This window comes from Rhodovulum sp. MB263 (assembly GCF_002073975.1).
GTDB lineage: Bacteria > Pseudomonadota > Alphaproteobacteria > Rhodobacterales > Rhodobacteraceae > Rhodovulum.
Map to the genome: position 1 here is coordinate 376,102 of NZ_CP020384.1, position 26,124 is coordinate 402,225.

The window sequence follows — 26,124 nt, forward strand, 5'->3', positions numbered from 1 at the left end:
TCAAGTGCGGCGCGATGCCATCACCGCAAGCCGGATGAAGCTGCGTTCGATCAGGGCCATCTGCGGCGCGCGCTGCGCCGAGCGCAGCTTCAGGTCGGTGTCGATCAGGATCCCCAGCGCCTGTTCCAGCCGGTGCATGCCCCAGCTCTGGGCCTGGCGCACCATCCGGTCGCGGGCCTTGAAATGCACCGGCGGGCGCAGCCGGTTGATGCCCGAGGCGGCGCCGTCGGCATCGGCAGCGGCAGCGTGCAACTGACGGAAATGCCGGGTCGCGGAGATGCAGAGCGTCACCGGCGTCATCCCCTGCGCCTGCAGGCGTTGCATCAGCGGCCCGATCTCGACGGTCTTCGCCTCGGCCACCGCATGGATCAGCGCATCCGCCTCGGCCTCGGTCGAGCGGGGCGCGCAGGCCAGGATGTCCTCGGGGCTCAGCGGGTCGGGATCGTTCAGCTTGTAAAGCGAGATCTTCTCGACGGTCTGGCGGAAATCGCCGGGATCGAGCGCGGTTGCCAGATCGAGAAGCGTGCCCATCGCGGCCCGGTCGGCCTGGCCCAGCCCGGCCTGCGCCAGCATCGATTCGATTTCGGGCCGGCCGGGCGGGTCGTCGTAGATGCCGACGGCATAGGCCTCGGGATGGGCCTCGAACGCCTTTCTCATCGCCGATTTCGGCGCCAGCTGGCGCGCGGTCAGAACGATCTGCGCATCGCCCTTCTGCCAGTCGGCCAGCGCCCCGAGGATCTTGTCGGAAAGCGCGTCGGTCGCGTCCTCGAGAAAGACCACGCGGGGGCCGGGAAAGAAGCCGCGCGCCTTGACCGCATCGGTCAGGGCCGCCGGGTCGGCGCGCAGATCGGCGGCCGAAAGCCGGGTCAGCCGCATCTCTTCCTCGGCATTCGGGCCCAGCAGGGCGGCGATGACCTGCTGGCGCTTCAGCGCCACCCGCATCGCGTCATTGCCATAGATCAGAAGTCCGGGGCGGTTGGGGTCGGGGCGGGCGAAATATCCCGCGGCATCGCGCGGAGAGAGCTTCATTCCGCCCAGGCGCCCGAGCCGGCCAGAAGCCGCGTCATCATCTCGTCGGCCAGAATCACCATCAGCCGGCGATAGGCGTCCCGCTTGGCAGTGCGGGTCGCGACCGTGCTGCCGGTGGCGGAATAGGCAGTGAAGGAGGCGACCTCGCCCGACTGCACCACGCTGCCGCTGTCGATGTCGCGCAGCTGGAAGCCGGCGCGGCCGGTGATGTGGTAGCGCGTCGTGTCCTGCCCTGCGGTGACGCCGAGCCCCTCGCTCTCGGTCTTGATCCGGTAGGACAGCCGCCAGCGCGGCGCCGAGGCGCGGCCGAGCCGGGTTTCGAGCTGCTCGACCAAGGTGAAGTCGTCGACACTGTCCGGGGCGTCGACCGCGATCCGGCCGCGCAGCCCCTCGGCCGGGCCGCCGGGCCCGTAGGCCGGGCGGAAGCCGCAGCCTGCCAGCGACAGCCCGGCTGCGCTCAGCCCCGAAACGAGGAAGGTACGGCGGTCAGACGACGACATTGACGATGCGGCCCGGTACGACGATCAGCTTCTTGGGGGCGCCGCCCTCCAGCGCCTTGATCACAGCATCGTCGGCCAGAACCAGCTTTTCAACCTCTTCCTTGGGCAGGTCCTTGGCCACCCGGATCTCGGACCGGCGCTTGCCGTTGATCTGGATCGGCAGCGTCACGCTGTCCTCGACCAGCATCGCCGGATCGGCCTCGGGCCAGGGGCTGTCGGCCACCAGCCCGTCGCCGCCCAGCATCTCCCAGATCTCCTCGGCGAGGTGGGGCGTCATCGGCGCCATCAGCTGCGCCATCGCCATCGCGGCGTCTCGCCGCGCGGCAAGGCTGGCACTGGATTTCGCCAGGGTATTGGTGAAGGCATAAAGTTTTGCCACCGAGCTATTGAAGCCGAAGCTCTCGATACCCATTGTCACATCGTGGATGGTTTTATGCAGGGCGCGGCGGAGGGCCAGGTCGTCTCCCCCCCCTTCGGCCGCGCCCGGACCGTTCGCTGACCGCGCCGCCTCGGCCGGAGCCTCTTCCTCGTAAGCCGCGATTCCGCCGCCATTCATCTCTTCGGCAATGGCCTCGGCAAGGCGCCAGACCCGGCCCAGATGCCGGAACGCCGCCTCGGCGCCCGCCGCCGTCCATTCGACATCGCGTTCGGGCGGGCTGTCGGACAGCACGAACCAGCGCGCGGTATCTGCCCCGAAGGCCTGGATGATATTGACCGGGTCGACGACGTTCTTCTTCGATTTCGACATCTTGGCCGAAGGCACGATCTCGACCGCCCCGCCGCTGGCCTTGAGTTTGCCGTTCTCGACCTCTTCGGGCAGGTGATAGACCGGACGGCCCCTGGCGTCGCGGGTCATGTAGATCTCATGCGTGACCATGCCCTGGGTGAAGAGCGCGTCGAAGGGCTCGATCGCCTTCTTCGGCAGGTGGCCGGTGATCTGCATCGCCCGGGCGAAGAATCGCGAATAGAGCAGGTGCAGGATCGCATGCTCGATCCCGCCGATATACTGGTCGACATTCATCCAGTACCCGGCATCGGCCAGCTCGGTCGGCGTCGCCGCATGGGGTGCGGTGAACCGCGCATAATACCAGGACGAATCGACGAAGGTGTCCATCGTGTCGGTTTCGCGCTTCGCCGGCTTGCCGCAGGAAGGGCAGGCACAATCGCGCCAGGTCGGGTGCCGGTCCAGCGGGTTGCCGGGCTGATCGAATGTCACGTCATCGGGCAGGCGGACCGGCAGGTTTTCCTTCTTCTCGGGCACCACGCCGCAATCGGGGCAATGCACCACCGGAATCGGGCAGCCCCAGTAGCGTTGCCGCGACAGCCCCCAGTCGCGCAGGCGGAACTTGGTCACGCCTTCGCCCAGGCCCCTGGCCTCGCAATGCCGGATCGCGGCCTCGACGGCCTCGTCGCCGGTGGCGGTCTCGTCCCAGGCATAGGCCTTCAGCCAGCGCACCTTTTCGGTCTTCGGCGGGGTGAAGGCCTCGGTTCCGACCGGGGCGCCGCCGTCCAGAGCCACGAAGGTATCGGTCACCGGCAACCCGTATTTCCGCGCGAAATCGAGGTCGCGCTGGTCGTGCGCCGGGCAGCCGAAGATCGCGCCGGTGCCGTAATCCATCAGGATGAAATTGGCGATGTAGACCGGAAGTTCCCATGTCTCGTCAAAGGGATGGCGGACACGCAGCCCGGTATCGAATCCCTTCTTCTCGGCCTTTTCCAGATCTTCCTCGCTGGTGCCGGTGCGGCGGCACTCGGCGCAGAAGGCGGCAAGCCCGGGATTGTCGGCCTCGAGCGCCTTTGCCAGCGGGTGATCGGGCGAGATGCCCAGAAAACTCGCCCCCATCAGCGTGTCGGGCCGGGTGGTATAGACCTCGATCCGCCCGAACCCCTCGGGTGCCTCGACCAGATCGAACCCCATCTGCAGCCCGCGGCTCTTGCCGATCCAGTTGCGCTGCATCAGCTTGACCTTCTCGGGCCAGTTGTCGAGCCCGTCCAGCGCCTCCAGCAGCTCCTCGGCGAAATCCGAGATCCTGAAGAACCATTGCGTCAGCTCGCGCCGCTCGACCGGCGCGCCCGAGCGCCAGCCCTTGCCCTCGATCACCTGTTCATTGGCCAGCACTGTCATGTCGACCGGGTCCCAGTTGACGGTCGCGTTCTTGCGATAGACCAGCCCCGCGCCCAGCATGTCGAGGAACATCGCCTGTTGCTGGCCGTAATATTCCGGATCGCAGGTGGCGAATTCGCGCGACCAGTCGATCGACAGGCCCAGCGGCTTCATCTGCGCGCGCATGTCGGCGATGTTGCCATAGGTCCAGTCCTTGGGATGGCCGCCCCGCTCCATCGCCGCGTTCTCGGCGGGCATGCCGAAGGCGTCCCAGCCCATCGGATGCAGCACGCTGAAGCCGCAGGACATCTTGTAGCGCGCCACCACGTCGCCCATGGTGTAGTTGCGGACATGGCCCATATGGATGCGCCCAGACGGGTAGGGGAACATCTCGAGCACGTAATATTTCGGCCGGCTCTCGTCGCGGGTGGCGGTGAAGGTGCCGCCCTCCTCCCACGCGGATTGCCATTTCGGCTCGATCTCTGCCGGGGTATAGCGCGCCATGTCTTGCGGTCCTTCGTTCGGGGCGGTCGTTTCGGGGCACGGCGATGTCAATAGTCGCCCGCGCGCAGGGCGTCCAGTGTCGCCTGCGCCGCGCCGTCACGCCGGGGATGAAAGGGTCAGAGCCTGTTGTCGCGGACCCGGATCTGGCGGGCGCGGGTCAGGATCGCATCCTCGACGGCGCGCACCGTCTCCTGGCTGACCGCGCCGCCCTTGGACTGCAGCGACACCTTGAGCGAGCGCGCGTCCAGCGCGGGGTCCTGCACATAGACGGTGGCGCGATAGGCGCGACCGCCGCCCGGAGGCGTGCCGTAATCGGTGACGATGACGCCGGTGAAGGGATCGACCGAGCGCACCGGCAGGAAGTTCAGCACTTCCAGCGAGGCCTGCCAGAGATACTTGTTGACCTCGACCTTCACATTGGGGTCGTCGCCGTCGAACAGGTCCCACACCGTCGATTTCGACCGGCGTTTCTGCTGCATCTCTGCCATGGGCGTGTTCTGGTACTGCGCGTCCAGATTGGCCTGCCGTGCGTCGGGGTCCGAGCTGCCGCCGAACCAGCCGCCGCCGCAGCCCGAAAGCCCGGCCGTTGCCACGGCGATCAGCGCCACGCGCGAGAAGCTCGAAATGGTCATGCGCATTATCCCCTTCGGTCCTTTCCGGGTCTTTACCGGAGCCATGGAAAGCCGACAAGGTTTTTCCCTTTGCCCGCGCTCCTTTGAGACTCGCGCGCGAGTCTTCGGGCCGGGGCCGCCCCCTGTGTGGCATCGCTGCATCAATCGGGCGAAGCGTTCGAGGCCCCGGGCCGTGTTCCTTGCAATTCGGGGGGGGAGGAGCGACACCACCATCATACTCAGTTCGGGGCTCCGGTCTGAGGTGCATCTAGAAACGAATGAGGGAAAACCATGAAAAAGGTTCTCTTCGCGACCACCGCGCTGGTTGCCTCGGCCGGCTTCGCTGCGGCTGACATCACCTTCTCCGGTCAAGCTGAAATGGGTATCGTCGGCGGCGGCAAAGACGTCCCCGGCGTCAGCTCCTACACCGGTCAAAACGCGGGCGGCTACGCCTCCGACACCGTGTTCAACAACGACTTCACCCTGACCGTCGTCGGTTCGGGCCAGACCGACAGCGGCCTGTCCTTCGGCATCTCGGTCGACTTCTCGACCGACGCCGAGCCGGACGCCAACGGCAACGTCGCGCTCGACAACGAAGCGGTCTTCATCTCGGGCGACTTCGGCACCCTGACCCTGGGTGAGATCGACGGCGCCGTCGACAAGCAGCTGACCGAAGTCAACAACGCCATCGGCCAATACTCGATCGGCGATGACGAAACCGTGCATGCCGGTTTCCAGGGCTCCTATGGTGACGGTGCCTACGACAACCAGATCCTGCGCTATGACTACGCCTTCGGCGATTTCGGCTTCTCGGCGTCGATTGAACTCGACGACGGCAAAGGTCGCCTTGCCGGTGCGGATGACTACGACAACGGCTACGCCCTGGCGATCAGCTACAAAACCGACATGAGCGGCGTGGGCCTCGGCTTCGGCCTCGGCTACCAGTACCTGGAAACCAGCGATGCCTGGGCGCCGGGCAACCTGAATACATTCCTTGCCGCTGGCGATAAATGGGCGGCCGGTACCGAAGTCGACATCATTGCCGCGACCGTCTCGGCCGACTTCAACAACGGTTTCAAAGCTGGTTTCGAATACACCAACTTCGACCCGAATTCCGGCTACTCGGATGTTGACCACTACGCGATCGGCCTGGGCTACAGCGTGAACGCCCTGTCGCTGGGCGCCAGCTATGGCAAGTTCGACACCTCGGGTGCCGATGCCGACGGTTGGGCCGTGACCGCGGCCTACGATCTGGGCGGTGGTGCCTCGGTCGTCGCGGCCTACAGCGACTCGGACATCGACGGCGCTGCCTACGATGGCAACGACTACGAAACCTACTCGCTGGGTGTCGTGATGAACTTCTAAGTCCAACCGGACCTGGAATTGGGAAGGGCGGGCCTTTGGGTCCGCTCTTTTCATTTATGGGGGGCGTCGCGGTCGCCGCCGTCCTGCCACCGGCGCGAAATCGACAAGGCCGGGGCGGCATGCTACCCCGGGCCCGATACCGACGACCCGACACCGACCCGGAAGGAGCAAGACCATGCTGCCGCTCAGCCAGACCGAGACGAGGCGTCGGCTTGACGCGGCGCAGCGCCTTCAGCGCGCGGGCCGGACCGAGGCCGCCGAAGCCGCCTATCGCAGCCTGCTGGACGGCCAGCCCGGCCTTGCGGCGGCGGCCTTCCAGCTTGGCCGGATCGCGCTGGGACGGGGCGCCGTCGAAGAGGCCGCCGCCCGGTTCGAAGCCGCGCGCAAGGCAAGGCCCGACGAGGCCCCGATCTGGCAGATGGAGGCCGAGGCGCTGGCCCGGCTGGGCGATGCGCCCCGGACTACCCGCTTTCTGAAGGCGGCCCGCAAGGCGGGGTTGCCCGCGGCCCTGCTCGCGGCGCTCGAGGCGCGGCTTGGTGCCGCAAAGGCCCCGGCCAGGGGCGCCCGGCGCGCGCCGCTTGGCTCTGCCTCGCCGCAGGCGGCAGAGGCGGTTCTGGCCGAGCTTCGGGCCGGGCGCAGCGCGGCGGCCGAGGCGAGGGCGCTGGCGCTGACCCGGGCGCATCCCGATTCGGCGCTGGCCTTCAACCTTCTGGCCACCGCCCGGGTCGAGCTGGGCCGGACCGCCGAGGCGCGTCAGAGCTTCGAGGCGGGGCTGGCGCTGGCGCCGGATTATGCCGAGTTGCGGGCCGGGCTCGGGCGGCTTCTGGTCGAGACCGGCGAGACCGCGGCGGGGGTGCGCCATCTGGAGGCGGCGCTGGCGCGCCTGCCCGCGCATCCGCCCGCACAGGTGGCGCTGGGCAAGGGGCTGGCGCGGCTGGGCCGGCAGGACGCGGCCGAGGCGGCCTTCCGCCGGGCGGTGGCGGCGGACGGACGCTATCTCGAGGCGCGTCTGGCGCTGGCGCATCACCTGATGGAAACGGGCGCGCCCGCAGCGGCGGAAGAGACCCTGGAGGCCGCGCTTGGTGCAGGCCATGACCGCGCCATCATCCGCGTCCGTCTGGCCGAGGCGCAGGCCAAGCAGGGCAGGACCGGGGCTGCGAAGGCGAATTACGATGCCGCGATCGCGGCCGAGCCGGGGCTGGCCATGGCCTACAGCCTGCGCGGCATGCTGCTGCAGACCCTGGGCGAGTTTGCGGCGGCCGAGGCCGATTTCCGGCAGGCCATCGCGCTGGAGCCCCGGAACGGCGAGCATTACCGGACCATGCTGGCGACCTACAAGGTGACCGCCGACGATCCGCTGCTGGCCGGGATGGAGGCCCTGTTCGCGGACCCGGCGCTGGGGGATGAGAGCCGGATGCATCTTGGCTTTGCGCTGTCGCGCGCGATGGAGCAGATCAAGGCGCATGATCGGGTCTTCACCTATCTGCGTCCGGCCAACGACCTGATGCGCGCGCGCCATCCCTATGACATCTCCGAGCGCCGGGCCGAGATCGACGCGGTGATGACGGCCTTCGCGGACACCGATTTTTCGGTGCGAAAAATCGAGGGCGTCCCGGATTACGCGCCGATCTTCGTCACCGGCATGCCACGCTCGGGCACGACGCTGGTCGAGCAGATCGTGGCCAGCCATTCGCGGGTCACCGGTGGCGGCGAGATCGGCTATGTCGCGGGCGAGGCGATGGCCCTGCTGCAGGACGGATCGGGCGGTCTTCGGTCACTCGAACGGGTCGGCGATGCCGAGATCGCTGCGCTGGGCGGCCGCATCGCGGACGAATTCGCCCGGCGGTTTCCGGGCTCGGATCTTGTCAGCGACAAGTCGATCCAGACCTATATGGTGGCCGGGCTGGTGCGGCTGGCGCTTCCGCAGGCGAAGATCGTGGTGGTGCATCGCGATCCGCGCGACATCTGCCTGTCGATCTACAAGAACATGTTTGCCGAGGGCACCCATCGCTATTCGACCAATCTGCGCGATCTGGGGCTTTACTACCGGATGTTCCTCGAGATGATCGCGTTCTGGCGCGGGAAGCTGCCCGGCGGCTTCCACGAGATCCGCTATGAGGATCTGATTGCCGATCCGGAGGCCGAGGCCCGGGCGCTGGTCGCGGCCTGCGGTCTCGACTGGCAGGACACCTGCCTGAATTTTCACAAGACCGAGCGGCGGGTGGCGACGCTCAGCCTGGCACAGGTGCGACAGCCGATCTATGCCAGCTCGATGCAGGCCTGGCAGCGGCATGCCGGGGAGCTGGCCGAGTTGACCGAGGCGCTGGGCGATACGATCGGAGGCGAAAATGGGGCTTGAGGATATTCGCGCGCGGCTGGCGAAGGCGGAGCGGGAGGCAGGGCGTGCGCCGGGTTCGGTGACATTGGTCGCGGTCTCGAAAGTGCAGCCGCTGGCGCGGGTCGAAGCGGTGCTGGAGCAGGGGCAACGCATTTTCGGCGAGAACAAGGTGCAGGAGGCGGCGGGCAAGTGGCCCGCCTTCCGCGAGCGCTTCGACGGGGTCGAGCTGCATCTGATCGGACCGCTGCAAAGCAACAAGTCGCGCCAGGCGGTGGAGCTCTTCGATGCGATCCATTCGCTCGACCGGCCGAAGCTGGCGCGGCGGCTCGCCGATCATGCGCAGGAGCGCGGGGCCTGCCCGGATCTCTTCATCCAGGTGAATACCGGCGAGGAGCCGCAGAAGGCGGGCGTGCTGCCCACCGAGACGGATGCCTTCATTGCCGAATGCCGCGGGATGGATTTGCCGATCCGGGGGCTGATGTGCATTCCGCCGGTCGAGGAGACGCCATCCCTGCATTTCGCGCTGTTGGCGAAGATCGCGGCGCGAAACGGCCTGGCCGGGTTGTCCATGGGGATGAGCGACGATTTCGAACAGGCGGTTGCCCTGGGGGCGACCCATGTTCGGGTCGGCAGCGCGATTTTCGGCACGCGTGGCGTCGGCTGACCCTAGGTTCCGATTTTTCGGCGAAAAATCGACGCGCAGCCCGCTCGGGGAGGCAGGGATCGGAAGGGCTCTTGCCACGCAGAGGATTTTATTCTAAAAATGACGTTATATGATAACATAACAGGTGTTTTATGTCCGCCCGACTTCCCGTCACAGTTCTGTCCGGCTTTCTCGGGGCCGGAAAGACGACCGTCCTCAACCATGTCCTGAACAACCGCGAGGGTCGCCGGGTGGCGGTGATCGTGAACGACATGTCCGAGGTGAATATCGACGCCGATCTGGTTCGGGCGGGCAGCACGCTTGCCCGCGGCGAAGAGCGTCTGGTCGAAATGACCAATGGCTGCATCTGCTGCACGCTGCGCGACGATCTGCTGGTCGAGGTGCGGCGGCTCGCGGAAGAGGGCCGTTTCGACAGCCTGCTGATAGAAAGTACCGGCGTGTCCGAGCCGCTGCCGGTTGCCGCGACCTTCGAGTTTCGCGACGATGAGGGCCGGTCGCTGTCGGATATCGCCCGCCTCGACACCATGGTCACCGTGGTCGATGCCGCCAACCTGCTGCGCGACTTCTCGTCCCGCGATTTCCTGGCCGATCGCGGCGAGGAAATCGGCCCCGGGGACGAGCGCAGCCTGGTCGACCTGTTGACCGACCAGATCGAATTCGCCGATGTGATAATCCTGAACAAGGTCTCCGCAGCCTCTCCGGCCGATCTTGCCGCCGCCCGCAGGATCTTGCGTGCGCTGAATACCGATGCCCGGATCGTCGAGACCGATTACGGTCGCGTCGACGCCTCTGGGCTTCTCGATACCGGGCTTTTCAGCTTCGAGGCCGCGCATCGCCACCCGACCTGGGTGAAGGAGCTTTACGGCTTTGCCGACCATGTGCCGGAAGATGCCGAATACGGCATCACCAGCTTCGTCTACCGCGCCGAGCGGCCGTTCGATCCAGCCCGGCTGGCCGGGTTCTTCGAAACTCCGTTGCCCGGCGTGATCCGTGCCAAAGGGCATTTCTGGATCGCGACCCGGCCGCATTGGGCGGGCGAGGTCTCGATGGCGGGGCCGATGGTCGAGGTCCGCGGGCTGGGGCTTTGGTGGGCCGCCGTGCCCGAGGCGCATTGGCCGCCCGAGGCGCGCCAGCGGATGGCCGGGCGTGTGGCCGGGGAATTCGGCGACCGCCGCCAGGAGATGGTCTTCATCGGCACGCTCGGCAGCATGAACCGTCACCGGATCTCGGCCATGCTCGACCGCTGCCTTGTGCCCGAGACGCGATTTTGTCCCGAGCTCTGGTCGGGCCTGCCCGATCCGTTTCCGCAATGGGGCGAAGCGGCGTGACCGGCAACGCATCGAGCAGGCTGCGGCGACGGCGCCGGAGCTGTCCGATGGCCGCGCATGACCGGCTGCCCGCCCCGGCCCGGGCCTGGGTCGCGCGGGCGGTGTTGCCTTGGAGCGCGACCTCGGTCGCCCGGATCTGGACCCGGGCGATGGCCGAGACCGGTTCGGAGGCTGCGGCTCTGGCCCGGCTCGCCGCGGCCGAACGCGCGACGCTTGCGCGCGAGGCGACGACGTCTGGCCGGGGCAGGACGGGCTGAGACGGTCAGGCTGTCGAGCTTTTGTGAACAGGGCCCGCTTGCGGTCCCTGCCGCGTATGTTATCTGGCTAATCATTAGCTTGGTAATGGAATCGCGGTCCGGCAATGCATGACGTGTACAAGACGTTCCTGCCCGAGGTGTTCGGGCTCGTGCGGACGATCCGCAAGCGTTTCGATGCCCGTGCCACCTCGATCGACATGACCTATGCCCGTGCCCAGGCGCTGGTGAACATCGCCAATTGCGAAGGGCTGACCCAGGTCGATCTGGCCGAGCGGCTCGATATCCGGACCCCCTCGATGAACCGCACCCTCGATCATCTCGAGGCGGCCGGCCTGATCGAGCGCCGCGCCTCGGCCGAGGACAAGCGGGTCCGTCGTCTCTATCTGACCCCGGAAGCGCGGGCGCGGGCCGAGGCCGTGGTCGATTTCACCGATGAGCTTCGGGCCGAGGTCTATCGCGGAATCGACCCGGACGAGCTTGAGCGGGCGCTGGCAACGATCCGCAGGATTCAGGCCAATCTTGCCGCGATGGGGCAGTGATGCCCCCTGCCGCGCCGTCCGATGCGCCGCTCCCGGCGCCCCAACCCGAATCGCCGGGCCTGACCCGTCCTTTGTCGCTGGCCGCCGCCTATATGCTGGCCTCGATGTTCATTGCCCTGTCGCAATCGCTGGGGCAGGGATTTCTCGCGGCCAATATTCCGACGCTGGCGGGCGAACTCGGCGCGACCCAGAGCCAGACCGCCTGGCTGATGGTCGCGTTCATGGCGCCGCGCGCCTCGCTGCCGCTGATGCTGATCAAGATCCGCAGCCAGTACGGGCTGCGCCGCTTCGCCGAAGTCTCGATCGCGCTTTACGCCGCCGTGGCGCTGCTCAGCCTGCTGACCCGCGACCTGCGCTCGGCGCTTCTGGTCGAGCTTCTGTCCGGGATCTCGGCCGCGCCGCTCGCGACGCTGGCCTTCCTCTATGCGCTCGAACCGCTGCCGCAGCGGCTGAAGCTTACCGTGGGCCTGCCCTTCGCGCTCAGCTTCATCGCGCTGGGCATGCCGCTGGCCCGTGCGCTCAGCCCGGCCGTCCTGACCGATGGTAGCTGGACCGATATCCTCCTGCTCAAGCTCGGCATGGCGATGGTCTGCCTGTTCCTGGTGTTCCGGCTGCCGCTGCCGCATGGCGAGCGGACCCGGACGATCCGCGGGCTCGACCTGATCTCCTTTTCGCTGATTGCTGCCTCCTTCGGCGGGCTCGTGGCCTGCTTCACGACCGGCTACATCTACTGGTGGACCGCGGCGGCCTGGATCGGGCCGGTGCTGGCGCTGTCGATCGCCGGTCTGGTCCTGGCGCTGGTGATCGAGCTGCACCGGACGGCGCCGCTGCTCGACGTGCGCTGGCTGGCGACGCCCGAGATGCTGCACCTGACCGCGGCGCTCCTGATCTTTCGCGTGATCCTGTCGGAGCAGACCGCCGGGGCGCCCGGCCTGTTCCAGACCCTGGGCTTCGCGCCCGAGCAGATCGCGCCGCTGTTCTGGGCGATCTCGCTGGCCACGCTTGCCGGCGGCGCCGCCTGCGCGCTGGTGATGAAGCTGGACAGGGTGCCCACGATCCATGTCGTCGCGCTGCTCCTGATCGCGCTGGGCTCGGCGATGGATGCCCATGCCAATACCGATGTGAGCCCGACCCTGATGATCACGAGCCAGGCCATGGTGGGCTTTGCCGCGGCGATGTTCCTGCCCTCGGCGATGGCGGCGGGGCTGGTCAAGGCGCTGAGCAAGGGGCCGCAATACCTTCTGAGCTTCGTCATCGTGTTCCTGTCGAGCCAGATCCTCGGCGGCACCGTCGGCGCGGGGCTGTTCAGGACCTTCGTCGCGGTCAGGACCACGGCACATGGTCAGGCGCTGGCCGAGGGGCTGCAGACCGGCGACCCGCTGGTCTCGGCGCGGCTGGCCGGGATCGCGGCGCAGCTTTCCTCGACGGTGACCGATCCGGTCCGGCTCAGGGCGCAGGCGGTCGCGCAACTGGCGGCCGACACTGCGCGCCAGGCCACCGTTTCGGCCTATAACGATGTTTTCGCCCTGATCTCGGCACTGGCTCTGTGTGCCCTGGCCGCGCTTCTGGGGCATATTGCGCGGGACTGGCTGCGGGCGCGGATGGCCCGCCACGTCCCGGACGCCGGATAAGGACCCCGAAATGCATCTTCTGAAACACCATGTCCCCACTGTTCTGATCGTCCTGATCGGGGTGCTCGGTGTCCTCGTCGTGCTTTTTGCCTGGCATCTGCCTCCCTTCGGCGGCGCCGAGATCCGGACCGAGAACGCCTATGTCAGGGGCAATGTGGCGACGCTGTCGCCGCAGATCGCGGGCTATGTGACCGAGGTCCGGGTCACGGATTTCCAGACGGTGGCCACGGGCGACATCCTGGTCCGGCTCGATGACAGGATCGCGCGCCAGACCGTGGCGCGGGCCGAGGCCGAGCTCGACAGTGCCCGCGCCGCGTTGAAGGCCAACGATCAGGACATCAATTCCGCCGGCGCCACGCTCGAATCGCGCCGGGCCGCGGCCGCGGCTGCGCGCTCGGCGGTCGATACCGCCCGGGCGGAATGGGACCGGCATGACCGGCTGCGCCGGAAGGGGGTGATTTCGGCCGCCGATGCCGAGGATGCCGAGCTGCGCCTGCGTCAGGCCGAGGCCGCGCTGACCGAGGCGCTGAGCGACGTTGCCGTCGCGCGCGAGGATCTGGCCACCGCGAAGGTTCGCACCGATACGCTGAGCGCAAGCGTGACCGCCGCGCTGGCAGCGGTCGAGCTGGCCCGGATCGAGCTTGAACATACCGTCATCCGTGCGCCGCAGAACGGGCGGCTGGGCCAGGTCAATGTCCGGGTCGGTCAGTATGTGACGGCAGGCACCGCGCTGGTGTCGCTGGTCTCGTCGCGGGTCTGGGTGATCGCCAATATCAAGGAGACCGATCTCGCCGGGCTTCATTCCGGCCAGACGGTGCGCTTTGCGGTCGATGCGCTGGGCGGGCAGCCGTTTACGGGCAAGGTTGCGCTGCTGTCTCCGGCCACCGCCTCGGAATTCAGCATTCTCGGCAATTCGACCGCGACAGGCAATTTCACCAAGATCGCCCAGCGACTGCCCGTGCGGATCGAGGTCGATCCGGGGCAGGACGGCCGGGACCGCCTGGCGCCGGGCATGTCGGTTGTGGTCCATATCCCGCGCGATCGGGGCTGAGCCCGGGGGACGTGCCGTGGCACCGGGTCAGATGTCAAAGACGACGCCCTGTGCCAGCGGCAGCTCGCGCGAATAGTTGATGGTGTTGGTGGCGCGCCGCATGTAGCTCTTCCAGGCGTCCGAGCCGCTTTCGCGGCCGCCGCCGGTCTCCTTCTCGCCGCCGAAGGCCCCGCCGATCTCGGCGCCCGAGGTGCCGATATTGACATTGGCGATGCCGCAATCCGAGCCGCGCGCCGACAAGAACAGCTCCGTCTCGCGCAGATCCGTGGTGAAGATCGACGAGGACAGCCCCGCGCCGACCGCGTTATGGGCCTCGAGCACGGCATCGAAATCGCTGTATCTCATCACGTAGAGGATGGGGGCGAAGGTCTCTTCCAGAACCGGGCCGGTCTGGGCGGGCATTTCGACCAGGGCCGGGCGCGCGTAATAGGCGGTGTCGGGGCCGATGGCCTCGCGCGTGCCGCCATGCACGGTGCCGCCCGCCGCGCGCGCGGCCTCCAGCGCCGCCTGCATCGCCCGATAGGCGGCGCCGTCGACCAGCGGCCCGACCAGCGCGTCGGTATCCAGCGGGTTGCCCACGCTGACCGAGGCATAGGCCCGGATCAGCCCCGGCACCAGCGCTTCGTAGATGTCGTCATGCACGAACAGCCTGCGCATCGTGGTGCAGCGCTGCCCTGCGGTGCCCATGGCGCCGAAGGCGACCGCGCGCAGCGTCATCGCGGGATCGGCCGAAGGGCAGACGATGCCGGCATTGTTGCCGCCCAGTTCCAGGATCGAGCGGCCGAAGCGCGCCGCGACCCCGGGCCCGACGATCCGCCCCATCCGGGTCGATCCGGTGGCCGAGATCAGCGGCACATCGGGGCTGTCGACCAGCGCCGCTCCGATGTCGGGGCCGCCCGGCAGCACCTGTACCAGCGCCTCGGGGGCGGTGCCGAAGCGCTCCAGCGCCCGGCCAAGGACCGCGCGGCAGGCCAGCGCCGTCAGCGGGGTCTTTTCCGAGGGCTTCCAGATCACCGGGTCGCCGCAGACCAGCGCCAGCGCCGCATTCCAGGCCCAGACCGCGACGGGGAAGTTGAAGGCGGTGATCACGCCCACCGGGCCCAGCGGGTGCCAGGTCTCCATCATCCGGTGACCGGGGCGCTCGGTCGCGATGGTCAGCCCGTAGAGCTGGCGCGAGAGGCCGACCGCGAAATCGCAGATGTCGATCATCTCCTGCACCTCGCCCGCGCCCTCGGAGGGGCTCTTGCCCGCCTCGACCGAGACCAGCCGGCCGAGATCGGCCTTGGCCGCGCGCAATTCCTCGCCGAGGAGCCGCACCAGCTCGCCCCGCCTCGGGGCCGGAACCATCCGCCAGTCGCGGAATGCCGCCTTTGCGGCGGCGATGGCGGCGGCCGCATCGGCGGGGCTGGCCGCAGAGATCTCGGCGATCCGCGCGCCGGTGAGCGGCGAGAGGCAGGCCATGTCGCCGCCGCTCAGCGTGTCGGCAGCGACGCCAAGGCGCGCCATCAGGCGTTCGGTCTCGGAACGGAGGGGCATGTGCGGTCCTTCCTGTCATCCTGTCGGGGCAGGGCTGTCTTCTGGCTTCTGGACGCCCTGTGCCCCGCCCGAGGCTTTCATGAAGGCGCGGGCGTTTCAACCGGCACGGGGCGCTGTGGGGGGGGGGGCGTGCCCGGATCGGGCGCGGGCCCTCAGAGATAGGTGCTCGGCACCGCTGTGGTGAATTTCAGCTCTTCCATCGAGATCGAGGAATTGATCTGCGAGAAATCGAGCCGCTCGATCATCGTCTTGTAGACCCGGTCATAGGTCGAGATGTCGGGCACCACCACTTTCAGGATGTAATCCGTCGCTCCGGTCAGCCGGTAGGCCTCGACGATCTCGGGCAGGTCGTCGATCAGCGCCCGGAACCGGTTCAGCCAGGCCGCTTCGTGCCTGGGCGCGGTGATGCCGATGAAGACGGTCATGCCCACATTGGCGCGGGCATGATCCACGAGCGCCACCCGCCCCTTGATCACGCCCGCCTCTTCCAGCCGCTTGACCCGCCGCCAGCAGGGCGTGGGGCTCAGCCCCACGATATCGGCCAGCGCGTTCACCGCGAGATCGGCATCGCGCTGCAGGATCTCGAGGATCTTGCGGTCGATCTCGTCGAATTCCGGCAGCTCGGCCGATTTCCGGTCGGCGCCGCGGGTCCTGCGGCCGGTGCTCATCTCTGCCGGAACTCCAGTACCGCCCCGGCGCAGTCGGAGGGCGCCAGCGCGATCCCGCGCGCGGTCCGGACCGGCGAAAGCCCGGCCGCGGCAAGGCAGGCCGCGGTGGCCGCGATGTCTTCGGAATGAAGCGCAAGCCCGGCAAACCCCTCGGCGGGGACGGCGGACAGCTCGAGGCCGGGGAAGTACCCGGCCAGCGCGCTGCCGGTCAGGCAGAGGATGGGGGCCGAGGCCGGGCCGGTCTCGACCCGGAAGCCGCCTTCGGCGGGCGTGACCCGGCCATGGGCATAAAGCCGGGCCAGACGCTGCGCGGCAGCCTCGGGATCGGCGCTTTGCGCGACGATCTCGGCCAGACCGCAGGCGCGGTTCGGATGGGTCAGAAGCTCGGGCAGCCAGACCGTCTCGCGGGTGCGGTGCTGGCACATGAAGACGATGCCGAAGGGCAGCTCCTCCTCGGCGAAGGCGACGGTCGAGAAGGCCGCGCGCCCGGTCCCGCCGCCCGGAAGCGGTACCGGCCGCTCGAAATGCCCGACCTCGCCGGTCGCGATGCCCAGCCCGGCCAGCGCCGTCTTCGCGGCCTCGGCATCTTCGATCCGGCAGGCCACGGCGCGCAGCCCCTCGCCTTCGCGCGCCAGGGCCGCGCGCCGGGGCGCGTTGCCCTCGGTCGGCGTCACGATGCCCAGAAGCTCCATATAGTCCTCGGGGAACATGAGGGTGTAATTCGCGGTGCCCTTGGCTGCGCTGTGCAGCCCCTTCGGCGACAGCGTGAAGCCGAGCCTGCGATAAAGCTCGGCCGAGCGGTCGAGATCCTCGACCATGAGGAAGACGTGATCGACGCCTTTGACGGGATGGGTCATGCGAGCTCCTTCGGTTCGGCGGGTCATTCAGCACGCGGTGCGCTGTACCGGCGCAAGGGTGATTTCATGTATCGCGACATTCGGGTTCATGCCCGCGACATGAAGCGCGAGTGCCGCCATGTCCTCGGGCTGGATCATTTCGGCCGCGCGGGCCGGGTCGAAGCCGGGCCGGGCGTTCAGCAGCGGCGTCGCCACCTCGCCGGGACAAAGCGCGGTCGAGCGGATGCCGTTTGCGCCCTCCTGCGCGTTGAGGCTGGCGCTGAGATCGGTCAGCGCATGTTTCGAGGCGCCATAGGGCACGCCCGCCACCGGCGCGTGGAACCGCCCGGCCCAGGACGAGGTATGGATCATCACCCCCGATCGCTGCCGCCGCATCGGCCCCAGCGCCGCGGCGATGACGTTCAGCGCGCCGGTGAGATTGGTGGCGATCACCCGGTCCCAACTGTCCCAGTCAAGCTCGTCCCAGCGCCGGAGCGGCAGGTTCAGCCCCGCATTGTTGCACAGCACGTCGATCCGTCCTGCCCACTGGACGATCTCGTCGGCAATTGCGAGAATGCGCGCCCGGTCGGTGACATCGCCGACAAAGACCCTCACAGACGCGCCGGCATTGCCGAGATCCTCTGCAAGCGCGGTCAGGCGGTCTTCCGAACGCGCGGTCAGCGCGACCCGGTAGCCCGCCCCGGCAAAGGCCCGCGCCATGGCCGCGCCGATTCCGGAACCGGCGCCCGTGATCCATACGGAATTCTGCATATTCGTTCGCCCTTTCTGCGAGCAGGCAGGAATAGTTTCGCACATTATAGTGTAAAAAGTAGGATATTCTTTCGTGAAAGCGGATTGTAGCGCAAAAAGTGCATTGACGTCGCTGTCGGGTTGCCGCTTTTTGGGCAGGCGGACGCTTTCGGCGGTGGGGACGCGGGCGCCCCGACTATGGAACGGGCATGAAAACGGGAATAACGGGGAAATCGACATGATGACGACCAGCAGATCGGCGCAAATCTGGCTTCTGGCCGGGGCCGCGCTTGCGGGCCTTGCAGGTCCGCTTGCAGGTCCGGCGGCGGCCGAAGAGCCTCAGCGCGGCGGGACCGCCATCGTTCACATGGTGTCGGAACAGCGTGTGCTGAACCCTGCGCTCCGCGCCTCGACCGGGGTCTACAACATCACCGGCAAGATCATGGAGCCGCTGATCGACAAGTCCTATGACGGCCCGGTGGGCGTGCTGGCGACGGACTGGTCCTCGACCGAAGACGGGCTGCATATCACCGTCAACCTGCGCGAGGGCGTCAACTGGCATGACGGCAAGCCCTTCACCTGCGACGACGTCGCCTTCTCGGCGATGGAGCTGTGGAAGCCGCTGCTCAACTATTCCTCGACGCTGCAGCAATACCTCGAGTCGGTCGACTGCACCGATCCCCATACCGCCGTGTTCAACTATTCGCAGCCGATGCCGCTGGACCTCTTCGTCGCTGCGATGCCCGATCTCGGTCATCCGGTGCCCAGGCATCTCTACGAGGGCACCGACATCATGCGGAACCCGCATAATACCGCGCCGGTGGGGACGGGGCCGTTCAGGTTCGTCGAGTACAAGCGCGGGCAATATGTCATCGCCGAGCGCAATGAAGACTACTGGCGCGGCGCGGAATACCCCTATCTCGACCGCATCGTCTGGCGCTTCATCCCCGACAAGTCGGCGGCCGCGGCGGCGATGGAGGCCGGGGAGATCCACGAATCCGGCACCAACAGCCTGTCGATGGCCGATATCGAGCGGTTCTCGCAGATGGACGGTTTCGATGTCGGCACCAGGGGCTACGAGAACAACGTCGCCCATTCGACCGTCGAGTTCAATCACCGCAACCCGATCCTCGCCGATCTGAAGGTGCGGCAGGCGATCTATCACGGGCTCGACATCGACTATGCGATCAAGACCATCATGCGCGGTTACGCCAAGCCGGGGCGCGGGCCGATCCCCTCGACGGGCGGGGCCAATTACACCGATGACGTGACCACCTATGCCTATGACCCCGAGCTGGCGAAGCAGATGCTCGACGAGGCGGGCTATCCGGCGGGCCCCGACGGCATCCGCTTCAGGCTGCGCCACCGGCCCGCGCCCTGGGGCGAATATACCCAGCTCTGGGCCGAATATTTCGCCCAGGCGATGGGAGAGATCGGCATCGATGTCGAGATCTTGACCAATGATGCGCCGGGCTTCCTGAACGGGGTCTATCGCGACCACGATTTCGACACGGCCAATGGCTGGCACCAGTTCCGCTCTGACCCGGCGGTCTCGACCATGGTCTGGCTGCGCTCGGGCTCGCCCGCAGGTACGCCCTGGTCGAACCAGTTCGGCTGGAAATCCGACGAGATGGACCGGATGATCGACGAGGCCCAGGCCGAGCTCGACCCCGCGGAACGGGCGGCCGACTATCACGCGATCCAGGCGAAGGCGATGGAAGAGCTGCCGGTGATCTTCGCCATCGAGCATCCCTTCATCTCGGTCACCTCGAAGAAGCTTCATAACCATCACAACAATCCGCGCTGGATCTCGTCGAGCTGGTACGATCTCTGGATCGAGCACTGATCTGCTGAAACAGGAGGCCGGGCGTTCGAGCCCGGCCTTGCCCGTCCAGACGGCCGCGACCGCCAGCCCCCATCCCAAAGCTCCCCCGGACCCCTCGACATGCAACTGACCCAAGTCCTCACCTACGCGCTGCGGCGGCTTCTGCAGGCCGTGCCGGTGGTGATCCTGATCATGGTGGGCACCTTCCTGCTGCTGAAACTGGCGCCCGGCGATACCGTCGATGCGCTGGTCGGCGACATGGGCGGTGCCGATGCCGCCTATATCGCCCGGCTCCGCGCCGAATATGGGCTCGACCAGCCGGTCTGGGTCCAGCTCGGGCGCTACATGGCCAAGCTGATCCAGTTCGATTTCGGCTGGTCCTTCGTTTATGAACAGCCGGTTTCGGCGATCCTGTGGGAACGGCTCGGCACCACGCTGATGCTGATGGGCACCTCGCTTTCGCTGGCGTTCTCGATCGGCGTGGGCCTCGGCGCCATCGCCGCCCGGCGCGCCTATTCGCTGACCGACAACGCGATCTCGACGCTGGGGCTGGTCTTCTACGCCACGCCCAGCTTCTTTCTGTCCCTGATGATGATCCTGCTGTTCTCGGTCAAGCTGGGATGGCTGCCGGTCGGCGGGCTGACCGATGTCGCGGCCTTCTATACCGGCTGGGATTACGTCTTCGATGTCGCGCTGCACCTGATCATGCCCACGGCCGCGCTGTCGCTGATCTACCTCAGCTTCTATCTGCGGCTGATGCGGGCCAGCGTGCTCGAGGTCGCCGATCTCGACTTCGTGCGGACCGCGCGGGCCAAGGGCGCGGGCGAGACCCGGCTGATGGTGCATCACATCATGCGCAACGCGCTGTTGCCGGTGGTCACGCTGCTGGGACTGCAATTCTCGACCGTGCTGGGCGGCTCGGTGGTGGTCGAGACCATCTTCGCGCTGCCGGGCCTCGGCCAGCTGGCCTATCAGTCGGTGATCCAGCGCGACATGAACATGCTGATGGGGATCATCTTCCTCTGCGCCATCATCGTCGTCATCGTGAACTTCCTCACCGACCTGCTGTATGCCCGCCTCGATTCAAGGATCGCCCTGAAATGACCGCCGCGACCACCGACCTGCCGCGCGCCGAACCCGCCCCTGCCGTTGCGCTCTGGCGCCGCTTCGCCCGCAACCGCGCCGCCCTGCTGGGGCTGGTGCTGTTCGGGGCCGTGCTGGTGATGGCGGCCACGGCCGGGCTGATCGAGCCCACCGACCCGCTGCGCCGGGCGGGGGATCCGCTGACGAAACCCTTCACCGACTGGGCCGTGCCTCTGGGCACCGATCAGCTGGGGCGCGATATCCTGGCCCAGCTGTTCCACGGCGCCCGGATCTCGCTTCTGGTGGGCGTGCTGGCGACGCTCCTGTCGATCGGCATCGGCGTCGTCGTGGGCGCGGTCTCGGGCTTCTTCGGCGGCTGGGTCGACGATGTGTTGATGCGGGTGACCGAGGCGTTCCAGACCATTCCCAATTTCGTGCTGCTCCTGGCGCTGGTGGCGATCCTGGGCTCGTCCATCGAATATATCACGCTGGCCATCGCCATCGTGTCCTGGACCGCGCCCGCGCGGATGGTCAGGGCCGAGTTCCTGTCGCTGCGCAGCCGCGAATTCGTCGATGCGGCGCGCAATCTGGGCGTCTCGAACGGGGCGCTGATCTTTCGCGAGATCCTGCCCAACGCGCTGCCGCCGGTGATCGTCTACGCCTCGGTCATCATGGCGCTGTCGATCCTTCTGGAAAGCGCGCTGGCCTTCCTGGGCTTGGGCGATCCCAACTATGCCAGCTGGGGCAACATGATCGGGCAGGGGCGCGCGGTCCTGCGCACCGACTGGTACTGCGCCGTCATTCCCGGCATCGCCATCGTGCTGACGGTTCTGTCCTTCTCGCTTCTGGGCGAGGGGCTGAACGATGCGCTCAATCCGAGGCAGAAGAAACAATGACCGATCCCGTTCTCGACATACGCGGCCTCAAGATCGCCCTGCCCAAGGGCGCGGACCGGCCCTTCGCGCTGGCCGGGCTGGACCTGAGCGTGCGCCCCGGAGAGATCGTCTGCCTCGTCGGCGAAAGCGGGTCCGGCAAGTCGCTGACCGCAGGAGCGATCATGCGGCTTCTGCCCGAACCCCATGTCCGCGTCGCCGAAGGCACGATCCGCTTCGAGGGCCAGGACCTCTTGGCCTTGTCCGAACGCGAGATGAAGCAGATCCGCGGCGACCGCATCGCCCAGATCTTCCAGGAGCCGATGACCGCGCTCAACCCGCAGAAGACCGTGGGCTGGCAGATCGACGAGGTGCTGCGGCTGCACACCCGGCTGGGCCGCAAGGCGCGCCGCGCGCGGGTGCTGGAACTGCTCGATCTGGTGCATATCCCCGACCCGCCCTCGGTCTTCAACGCCTATCCGCATCAGGTCTCGGGCGGGCAGCGGCAGCGGGTGATGATCGCGATGGCGCTGGCCTGCGAGCCGAAGCTGATCATCGCCGACGAACCCACCACCGCGCTCGACGTCACCACCCAGCTGCAGATCCTCAAGCTGATCCGCGAGCTGCAGGAGAAGGAAGGCGCGGGCATCCTCTTCATCACCCATGATTTCGGCGTCGTGGCCGAGATCGCCGACCGGGTGGTGGTGCTGAGCAAGGGCGAGATGGTCGAACAGGGCCCCGCCGCCGAGGTCCTGAACCGGCCGCGGCACCCCTATACCCGTGCGCTGATCGGGGCGATCCCGGCGCTGGTGCCGCCCGCGCCGCGCGATTTCGACGCCGCGCCGGTGGTCCTGAAGGCCGAGGGGCTGGTCAAGACCTTCGCCGCGCGCGGCAGCCTGATCTCGGGCAAGCGCGCCCCCGTGAAGGCGGTCGACAACCTGTCCTTCACGCTGCGCCGGGGCGAGACGCTGGGTGTCGTCGGCGAAAGCGGCTCGGGCAAGACCACGGTGTCGCGGATCGTGACCCGGTTGCTGGAATCCGATTGCGGCGCGGTCGAGGTCGACGGCACCGACCTGCTGGCCTGTTCTCCGCGCGAGCTGCGCGAGATGCGGCGCCATATCCAGATGGTGTTCCAGGACCCGATGGCCTCGCTGAACCCGCGAAAGCGCGTCGAGGACCTGATCGCCCAGGGGCCCATCGTCCATGGCGCCGAGCCCCGGGCCGCCCGCGCCCGCGCCCGCGAATTGCTGGAGCTGGTCGAGCTGTCGCCCGCCGCCGCCACCCGCTATCCGCATGAATTCTCGGGCGGGCAGCGCCAGCGGATCGGCATCGCGAGGGCCCTGGCGATGGAGCCGAAGGTGATCGTCGCCGACGAGCCGGTCTCGGCGCTCGACGTCTCGGTGCAGGCGCAGGTGCTGAGGCTTCTGGCCGATCTGCGCGACCGGCTGCATCTGTCGCTTCTCTTCGTCACCCATGACCTGCGGGTCGCGGCCCAGCTCTGCGACCGGGTGATCGTGATGCAGAAGGGCCGGATCGTCGAGACCGGCATCACCGCCGAGCTTTTTGCCGATCCCCGCCACCCCTATACGCAACAGCTTCTGGCCTCGATCCCGGGCCGCGGGTGGACCCCGCCCAGCCTGGAGACGGACGCCGCCTGAAGGACCTTCCCATGTCTCTGCAATTCGATGACATCCGCCGCGCCCTGATCGGGGAGGGCACCGCCATTCCCGGTCCCTTCGGTCCGCGCGCCCTGATCTATGCCGATTACGTGGCCTCGGGCCGGGCGCTCGGCTTTGTCGAGGACGCGATCCGGCAGCATGTGCTGCCCTATTACGGCAATACCCATACCGAGACCTCCTTCACCGGGCGGCGCACCACCGAGCTGCGCGAACTGGCGCGGGCCTCGGTGCGCGAGGGCATGGGCGCCGATGACGGCCATGCCGTCGTGTTCTGCGGCGCGGGCAGCACCGCGGCCACCGACAAGCTGGTCCGGGCGCTGCAGATGGGGGTGCCGGCCGGCCGGCTCGGCCCCGATGCGGTGGTCTTCGTCGGCCCCTACGAACATCACTCGAACGACCTGCCCTGGCGCGAAAGCGGGGCGAAGCTGGTGCGGATACCGCTGGATGCGGCGGGGACGCTCTGCCTTGAGACGCTAAAGCGTGAGATCGCGGCCCATGCCGGGGCCGGGCTGATCCTGGGGGCCTTCTCGGCGGCCTCGAACGTGACCGGCATCCGGACCGATATCGGCGCGGTCGCGCGGCTTCTGCACGCGGCGGGCGGCTGGTGCGTCATCGATTTCGCCGCCGCCGCCCCCTATGTCGCGATCCGGCTGGCCGAAAGCGCGCCCGGCGCGGGCGACCGGATCGACGCGGCGCTGATTTCCCCGCACAAGTTTCCGGGCGGTCCCGGCGCCTCGGGCCTGCTGATCGCCGATTGCGCGCTTCTGGCCGCGGCGCGGCCGACCGTGGTGGGCGGCGGCACCGTCAGCTTCGTCAGCGCCGCCGGGCAATGCTATATCGACGGCGTCGAGGCGCGCGAAGAGGCAGGCACGCCCTCGATCGTCGGCAATATCCGCGCCGGCATGGTGATGGCGCTGAAGACCGAGCTTGGTGCCGAGGCCATCGAGACCCGCGAGGGCGAGCTGCGCGCGCGCCTCGATGCCGCGCTGTCGGCCGAGCCGGGGATCGAGCTTCTGGGGCCGCGCAACGCGCCCCGGCTGGGGATCTTCTCGTTCAACATCCGCATCGGCGCGCGGCATCTGCATCACGGTTTCGTCGTGGCGGTTCTGAACGATCTGTTCGGCATCCAGGCCCGTGGCGGCTGTTCCTGCGCCGGTCCCTATGGCCACCATCTGCTGCAGATCGACGACGATCGCAGCCAGCGTTTCTCCGAGGCGGTGGCGCGCGGCCATACCGCGTTCCGGCCCGGCTGGGTGCGGCTGGGGGTGAACTACTTCTTCTCGGACGAGGATGTCGACCGGCTGGCCCGCGCGCTGGTCTTCATCGCGCGGAACGGGCTGGCGCTGCTGCCGCTGTACCGGCTCGATGTCGAACACGGCGTCTGGCGTGCCCTGGACGGCGCGCGCAGCCCCGCGCCCGAAAGCCTTGCCGCGCTCTGGGCCGAGACGCCGGACACCCCGGAGCCCCCCGATTTCGAGACCTGCCTTGCCGAGGCCGCGCGTCTGGCCCAAACCGGGCGGACGCAGGCCGAAGCGGCTGCCGGAACCGATCTGGATGCCGATGACGAGGCCCTGCGCTGGTTCTGGCTGCCCGAGGAGGCCGCCGCCGCCCTGACCGACGAGGAGACCCCTGCATGACCGATCCCGTGACCTTCCCGCCCTCGCTCTGGGCCGATACCGCGCCCGGGCGCGTCCCCGCTGCGGCTCTGCAAGGTACGATCGAGGCCGATACGGTCATCATCGGCGGCGGCTTCACCGGGCTGTCGGCGGCGCTGCATCTGGCGCGCGAGGGCTGCAATGTGGTGCTGCTGGAGGGCCGGGCAGTCGGCTGGGGCGCCTCGGGGCGCAACAATGGCCAGGTGATCCCGACCCTGACCGCGGCCGAGCCCGATGCCTGGGTCGCGCGTTTCGGCGAGACCGGGCGGCGTTTTGCCGAGCTGATCGGCGGCTCGGCCGGGCTTCTCTTCGACATCGTCCGCCGCGAGGGGCTGAAGGCCGAGGCCGAACAGACCGGCTGGTTCCAGCCCGCCCATTCGCCGGGCCGGGTCCGGCTCAGCGAGAAGCGGGTCGAGGCGTGGAAGCGGTTCGGTTTCGACGTGTCTCTGAAGGACGCGAAGCAGACCGCCGAGCTGCTGGGCACCGACTTCTGGCATGGCGGGATGTATGCGCCCACGGGCGGGCATATCAACCCGCTGGCGCTGGCCCGCGAACTGGCCCGCGCCGCCGAAGGCCATGGTGCGGTGATCCACGAACAAAGCGCGGTGAAATGGGTCGAGCGGCAGGGCGCCGAATGGGTTGCGGCGACCGCGACCGGCAAGGTCCGGGCGCGTGCCCTGATCCTCGCCAGCAACGCCTATACCGGCAAGCTGGCGGCGGGGCTTGCGCCGAAGATGGCGCGGAGTTTCATCCCGGTCCATTCCTGGCAGATGGCGACCGAGCCGCTGGGCGAGGATCTTCGCCGGAAGATCCTGCCGGGGCGGCAGGCCGTGTCGGACACCCGGGGCGATCTGCGCTTCTTCCGCTATGACGCGCGCAACCGGCTGATCACGGGGGCCGCCATCATCGCCGGGCTGAACGATGCCGCCCGGGCCGAGGCCAAGGCCGCGCGGAACCTGTCCGAGGCCTTCCCGGATCTCGGCCTGCCGAAGATGACCCATGTCTGGTCAGGGTATCTCTCGATGAACTGGGACCGTTTCCCCAAGGTCCATAATCTCGGCCCCGACGGCTGGGCCTGGGTCGGCTGCAACGGGCGCGGCGTGGCGCTGGGCACCGCGCTCGGGCGCGAGATGGCGCGCGCTGTCGCGGGCGAGGACCCGCGCGGGCTGGCGCTGCCGGTGACCGAGCCGCAGGCCTTCCCCTATCACGCCCTGCTGACCCGGATCGCGCCCGCCTATCTGGCGCTGTTGCGGCGCAAGGACCTCAAGGAACCCGAACTCTGAGCGAGGAGCCAGGAAA

The 26,124-nt window shown here is 68.0% G+C and carries 22 protein-coding genes; 14 read left to right on the plus strand and 8 right to left on the minus strand.

Annotated features, from left to right (window positions below):
- The 4 genes from holA to B5V46_RS01955 form a co-directional block, all read right to left on the minus strand.
- Complete coding sequence (holA, locus tag B5V46_RS01940) at positions 1-1,029, minus strand: DNA polymerase III subunit delta (RefSeq protein ID WP_080615025.1); 1,029 nt, start codon at positions 1,027-1,029, stop codon at positions 1-3.
- Entirely contained in the window at positions 1,026-1,529 is a 504-nt protein-coding gene (lptE, locus tag B5V46_RS01945; RefSeq protein WP_080615026.1) for an LPS assembly lipoprotein LptE, read from the minus strand. The genes holA and lptE overlap by 4 nt, the downstream gene beginning before the upstream one ends.
- Complete coding sequence (gene leuS, locus B5V46_RS01950) at positions 1,516-4,137, minus strand: leucine--tRNA ligase (protein WP_080615027.1); 2,622 nt, start codon at positions 4,135-4,137, stop codon at positions 1,516-1,518. The genes lptE and leuS overlap by 14 nt, the downstream gene beginning before the upstream one ends.
- Positions 4,138-4,253: 116 nt before the next feature.
- Positions 4,254-4,769 (minus strand): DUF3576 domain-containing protein, encoded by a 516-nt coding sequence (locus B5V46_RS01955; RefSeq protein ID WP_080617912.1) that lies wholly within the window; start codon positions 4,767-4,769, stop codon positions 4,254-4,256.
- A gap of 270 nt (positions 4,770-5,039) precedes the next feature.
- On the opposite strand from B5V46_RS01955, the gene B5V46_RS01960 reads away from it, so the two are divergent.
- From B5V46_RS01960 to B5V46_RS01995, 8 genes are all read left to right on the plus strand, one after another.
- Positions 5,040-6,113 (plus strand): porin, encoded by a 1,074-nt coding sequence (locus tag B5V46_RS01960; RefSeq protein WP_080615028.1) that lies wholly within the window; start codon positions 5,040-5,042, stop codon positions 6,111-6,113.
- Positions 6,114-6,288: 175 nt separating this feature from the next.
- Positions 6,289-8,472, plus strand: a complete 2,184-nt coding sequence (locus B5V46_RS01965) for a tetratricopeptide repeat-containing sulfotransferase family protein (protein ID WP_080615029.1) — start codon at positions 6,289-6,291, stop codon at positions 8,470-8,472.
- A complete protein-coding gene (locus B5V46_RS01970) occupies positions 8,462-9,115 on the plus strand; it encodes a YggS family pyridoxal phosphate-dependent enzyme (protein ID WP_080615030.1) in 654 nt (217 codons plus the stop codon). Before B5V46_RS01965 ends, B5V46_RS01970 begins: the two co-directional genes overlap by 11 nt.
- A gap of 131 nt (positions 9,116-9,246) precedes the next feature.
- A complete protein-coding gene (locus tag B5V46_RS01975) occupies positions 9,247-10,443 on the plus strand; it encodes a GTP-binding protein (RefSeq protein ID WP_080615031.1) in 1,197 nt (398 codons plus the stop codon).
- On the plus strand, positions 10,425-10,700 hold the full coding sequence (locus tag B5V46_RS01980; protein ID WP_369822803.1) for a DUF6525 family protein: 276 nt from the start codon (positions 10,425-10,427) through the stop codon (positions 10,698-10,700). The genes B5V46_RS01975 and B5V46_RS01980 overlap by 19 nt, the downstream gene beginning before the upstream one ends.
- Before the next feature lie 104 nt (positions 10,701-10,804).
- Positions 10,805-11,239, plus strand: a complete 435-nt coding sequence (locus B5V46_RS01985; RefSeq protein WP_080615033.1) for a MarR family winged helix-turn-helix transcriptional regulator — start codon at positions 10,805-10,807, stop codon at positions 11,237-11,239.
- Entirely contained in the window at positions 11,239-12,870 is a 1,632-nt protein-coding gene (locus B5V46_RS01990; protein ID WP_231119198.1) for an MFS transporter, read from the plus strand. The genes B5V46_RS01985 and B5V46_RS01990 overlap by 1 nt, the downstream gene beginning before the upstream one ends.
- Positions 12,871-12,880: 10 nt before the next feature.
- Positions 12,881-13,921, plus strand: a complete 1,041-nt coding sequence (locus B5V46_RS01995) for an HlyD family secretion protein (RefSeq protein WP_080615034.1) — start codon at positions 12,881-12,883, stop codon at positions 13,919-13,921.
- A 27-nt stretch (positions 13,922-13,948) separates the two neighbouring features.
- On the opposite strand, the gene B5V46_RS02000 is transcribed toward B5V46_RS01995, so the two are convergent.
- From B5V46_RS02000 to B5V46_RS02015, 4 genes are all read right to left on the minus strand, one after another.
- Entirely contained in the window at positions 13,949-15,457 is a 1,509-nt protein-coding gene (locus tag B5V46_RS02000) for an aldehyde dehydrogenase family protein (RefSeq protein WP_080615035.1), read from the minus strand.
- Positions 15,458-15,609: 152 nt separating this feature from the next.
- Positions 15,610-16,125, minus strand: coding sequence for an Lrp/AsnC family transcriptional regulator (locus B5V46_RS02005; protein ID WP_080615036.1), 516 nt, complete (start codon positions 16,123-16,125; stop codon positions 15,610-15,612).
- Positions 16,122-16,982 carry a VOC family protein gene (locus B5V46_RS02010; protein WP_080615037.1) on the minus strand — a complete coding sequence of 287 codons (861 nt, stop codon included), beginning with the start codon at positions 16,980-16,982 and terminating at the stop codon, positions 16,122-16,124. The genes B5V46_RS02005 and B5V46_RS02010 overlap by 4 nt, the downstream gene beginning before the upstream one ends.
- Before the next feature lie 27 nt (positions 16,983-17,009).
- On the minus strand, positions 17,010-17,732 hold the full coding sequence (locus B5V46_RS02015) for an SDR family oxidoreductase (protein WP_196774314.1): 723 nt from the start codon (positions 17,730-17,732) through the stop codon (positions 17,010-17,012).
- A gap of 217 nt (positions 17,733-17,949) precedes the next feature.
- Between B5V46_RS02015 and B5V46_RS02020 the strand changes: the two genes are divergently transcribed.
- From B5V46_RS02020 to B5V46_RS02045, 6 genes are all read left to right on the plus strand, one after another.
- Positions 17,950-19,557, plus strand: a complete 1,608-nt coding sequence (locus B5V46_RS02020) for an ABC transporter substrate-binding protein (protein ID WP_196774315.1) — start codon at positions 17,950-17,952, stop codon at positions 19,555-19,557.
- A gap of 99 nt (positions 19,558-19,656) precedes the next feature.
- Positions 19,657-20,640 carry an ABC transporter permease gene (locus B5V46_RS02025; protein ID WP_080615039.1) on the plus strand — a complete coding sequence of 328 codons (984 nt, stop codon included), beginning with the start codon at positions 19,657-19,659 and terminating at the stop codon, positions 20,638-20,640.
- Positions 20,637-21,515 (plus strand): ABC transporter permease, encoded by an 879-nt coding sequence (locus B5V46_RS02030; protein WP_080615040.1) that lies wholly within the window; start codon positions 20,637-20,639, stop codon positions 21,513-21,515. Before B5V46_RS02025 ends, B5V46_RS02030 begins: the two co-directional genes overlap by 4 nt.
- On the plus strand, positions 21,512-23,149 hold the full coding sequence (locus B5V46_RS02035) for an ABC transporter ATP-binding protein (protein WP_075789659.1): 1,638 nt from the start codon (positions 21,512-21,514) through the stop codon (positions 23,147-23,149). Before B5V46_RS02030 ends, B5V46_RS02035 begins: the two co-directional genes overlap by 4 nt.
- Before the next feature lie 11 nt (positions 23,150-23,160).
- Positions 23,161-24,807, plus strand: a complete 1,647-nt coding sequence (locus B5V46_RS02040; RefSeq protein ID WP_080615041.1) for an aminotransferase class V-fold PLP-dependent enzyme — start codon at positions 23,161-23,163, stop codon at positions 24,805-24,807.
- Positions 24,804-26,108: an FAD-binding oxidoreductase gene (locus B5V46_RS02045; protein WP_080615042.1), complete on the plus strand. Its 1,305-nt coding sequence runs from the start codon at positions 24,804-24,806 to the stop codon at positions 26,106-26,108. The genes B5V46_RS02040 and B5V46_RS02045 overlap by 4 nt, the downstream gene beginning before the upstream one ends.
- The last annotated feature ends 16 nt before the right edge of the window (positions 26,109-26,124 follow it).

What these genes read in the sequence shown, in the direction of transcription:
- leuS (WP_080615027.1), bottom strand. Translation starts at nt 4,137, where the DNA reads ATGGCGCGCTATACCCCGGCAGAGATCGAGCCGAAATGGCAATCCGCG.
- B5V46_RS02030 (WP_080615040.1), top strand. Translation starts at nt 20,637, where the DNA reads ATGACCGCCGCGACCACCGACCTGCCGCGCGCCGAACCCGCCCCTGCC.
- B5V46_RS01975 (WP_080615031.1), top strand. Translation starts at nt 9,247, where the DNA reads ATGTCCGCCCGACTTCCCGTCACAGTTCTGTCCGGCTTTCTCGGGGCC.
- B5V46_RS02005 (WP_080615036.1), bottom strand. Translation starts at nt 16,125, where the DNA reads ATGAGCACCGGCCGCAGGACCCGCGGCGCCGACCGGAAATCGGCCGAG.
- lptE (WP_080615026.1), bottom strand. Translation starts at nt 1,529, where the DNA reads ATGTCGTCGTCTGACCGCCGTACCTTCCTCGTTTCGGGGCTGAGCGCA.
- B5V46_RS01970 (WP_080615030.1), top strand. Translation starts at nt 8,462, where the DNA reads ATGGGGCTTGAGGATATTCGCGCGCGGCTGGCGAAGGCGGAGCGGGAG.
- holA (WP_080615025.1), bottom strand. Translation starts at nt 1,029, where the DNA reads ATGAAGCTCTCTCCGCGCGATGCCGCGGGATATTTCGCCCGCCCCGAC.
- B5V46_RS01955 (WP_080617912.1), bottom strand. Translation starts at nt 4,769, where the DNA reads ATGACCATTTCGAGCTTCTCGCGCGTGGCGCTGATCGCCGTGGCAACG.
- B5V46_RS02025 (WP_080615039.1), top strand. Translation starts at nt 19,657, where the DNA reads ATGCAACTGACCCAAGTCCTCACCTACGCGCTGCGGCGGCTTCTGCAG.
- B5V46_RS02020 (WP_196774315.1), top strand. Translation starts at nt 17,950, where the DNA reads ATGATGACGACCAGCAGATCGGCGCAAATCTGGCTTCTGGCCGGGGCC.
- B5V46_RS01980 (WP_369822803.1), top strand. Translation starts at nt 10,425, where the DNA reads ATGGGGCGAAGCGGCGTGACCGGCAACGCATCGAGCAGGCTGCGGCGA.
- B5V46_RS02015 (WP_196774314.1), bottom strand. Translation starts at nt 17,732, where the DNA reads ATGCAGAATTCCGTATGGATCACGGGCGCCGGTTCCGGAATCGGCGCG.
- B5V46_RS01965 (WP_080615029.1), top strand. Translation starts at nt 6,289, where the DNA reads ATGCTGCCGCTCAGCCAGACCGAGACGAGGCGTCGGCTTGACGCGGCG.
- B5V46_RS01985 (WP_080615033.1), top strand. Translation starts at nt 10,805, where the DNA reads ATGCATGACGTGTACAAGACGTTCCTGCCCGAGGTGTTCGGGCTCGTG.
- B5V46_RS01960 (WP_080615028.1), top strand. Translation starts at nt 5,040, where the DNA reads ATGAAAAAGGTTCTCTTCGCGACCACCGCGCTGGTTGCCTCGGCCGGC.
- B5V46_RS02035 (WP_075789659.1), top strand. Translation starts at nt 21,512, where the DNA reads ATGACCGATCCCGTTCTCGACATACGCGGCCTCAAGATCGCCCTGCCC.
- B5V46_RS02045 (WP_080615042.1), top strand. Translation starts at nt 24,804, where the DNA reads ATGACCGATCCCGTGACCTTCCCGCCCTCGCTCTGGGCCGATACCGCG.
- B5V46_RS01990 (WP_231119198.1), top strand. Translation starts at nt 11,239, where the DNA reads ATGCCCCCTGCCGCGCCGTCCGATGCGCCGCTCCCGGCGCCCCAACCC.
- B5V46_RS02000 (WP_080615035.1), bottom strand. Translation starts at nt 15,457, where the DNA reads ATGCCCCTCCGTTCCGAGACCGAACGCCTGATGGCGCGCCTTGGCGTC.
- B5V46_RS01995 (WP_080615034.1), top strand. Translation starts at nt 12,881, where the DNA reads ATGCATCTTCTGAAACACCATGTCCCCACTGTTCTGATCGTCCTGATC.
- B5V46_RS02040 (WP_080615041.1), top strand. Translation starts at nt 23,161, where the DNA reads ATGTCTCTGCAATTCGATGACATCCGCCGCGCCCTGATCGGGGAGGGC.
- B5V46_RS02010 (WP_080615037.1), bottom strand. Translation starts at nt 16,982, where the DNA reads ATGACCCATCCCGTCAAAGGCGTCGATCACGTCTTCCTCATGGTCGAG.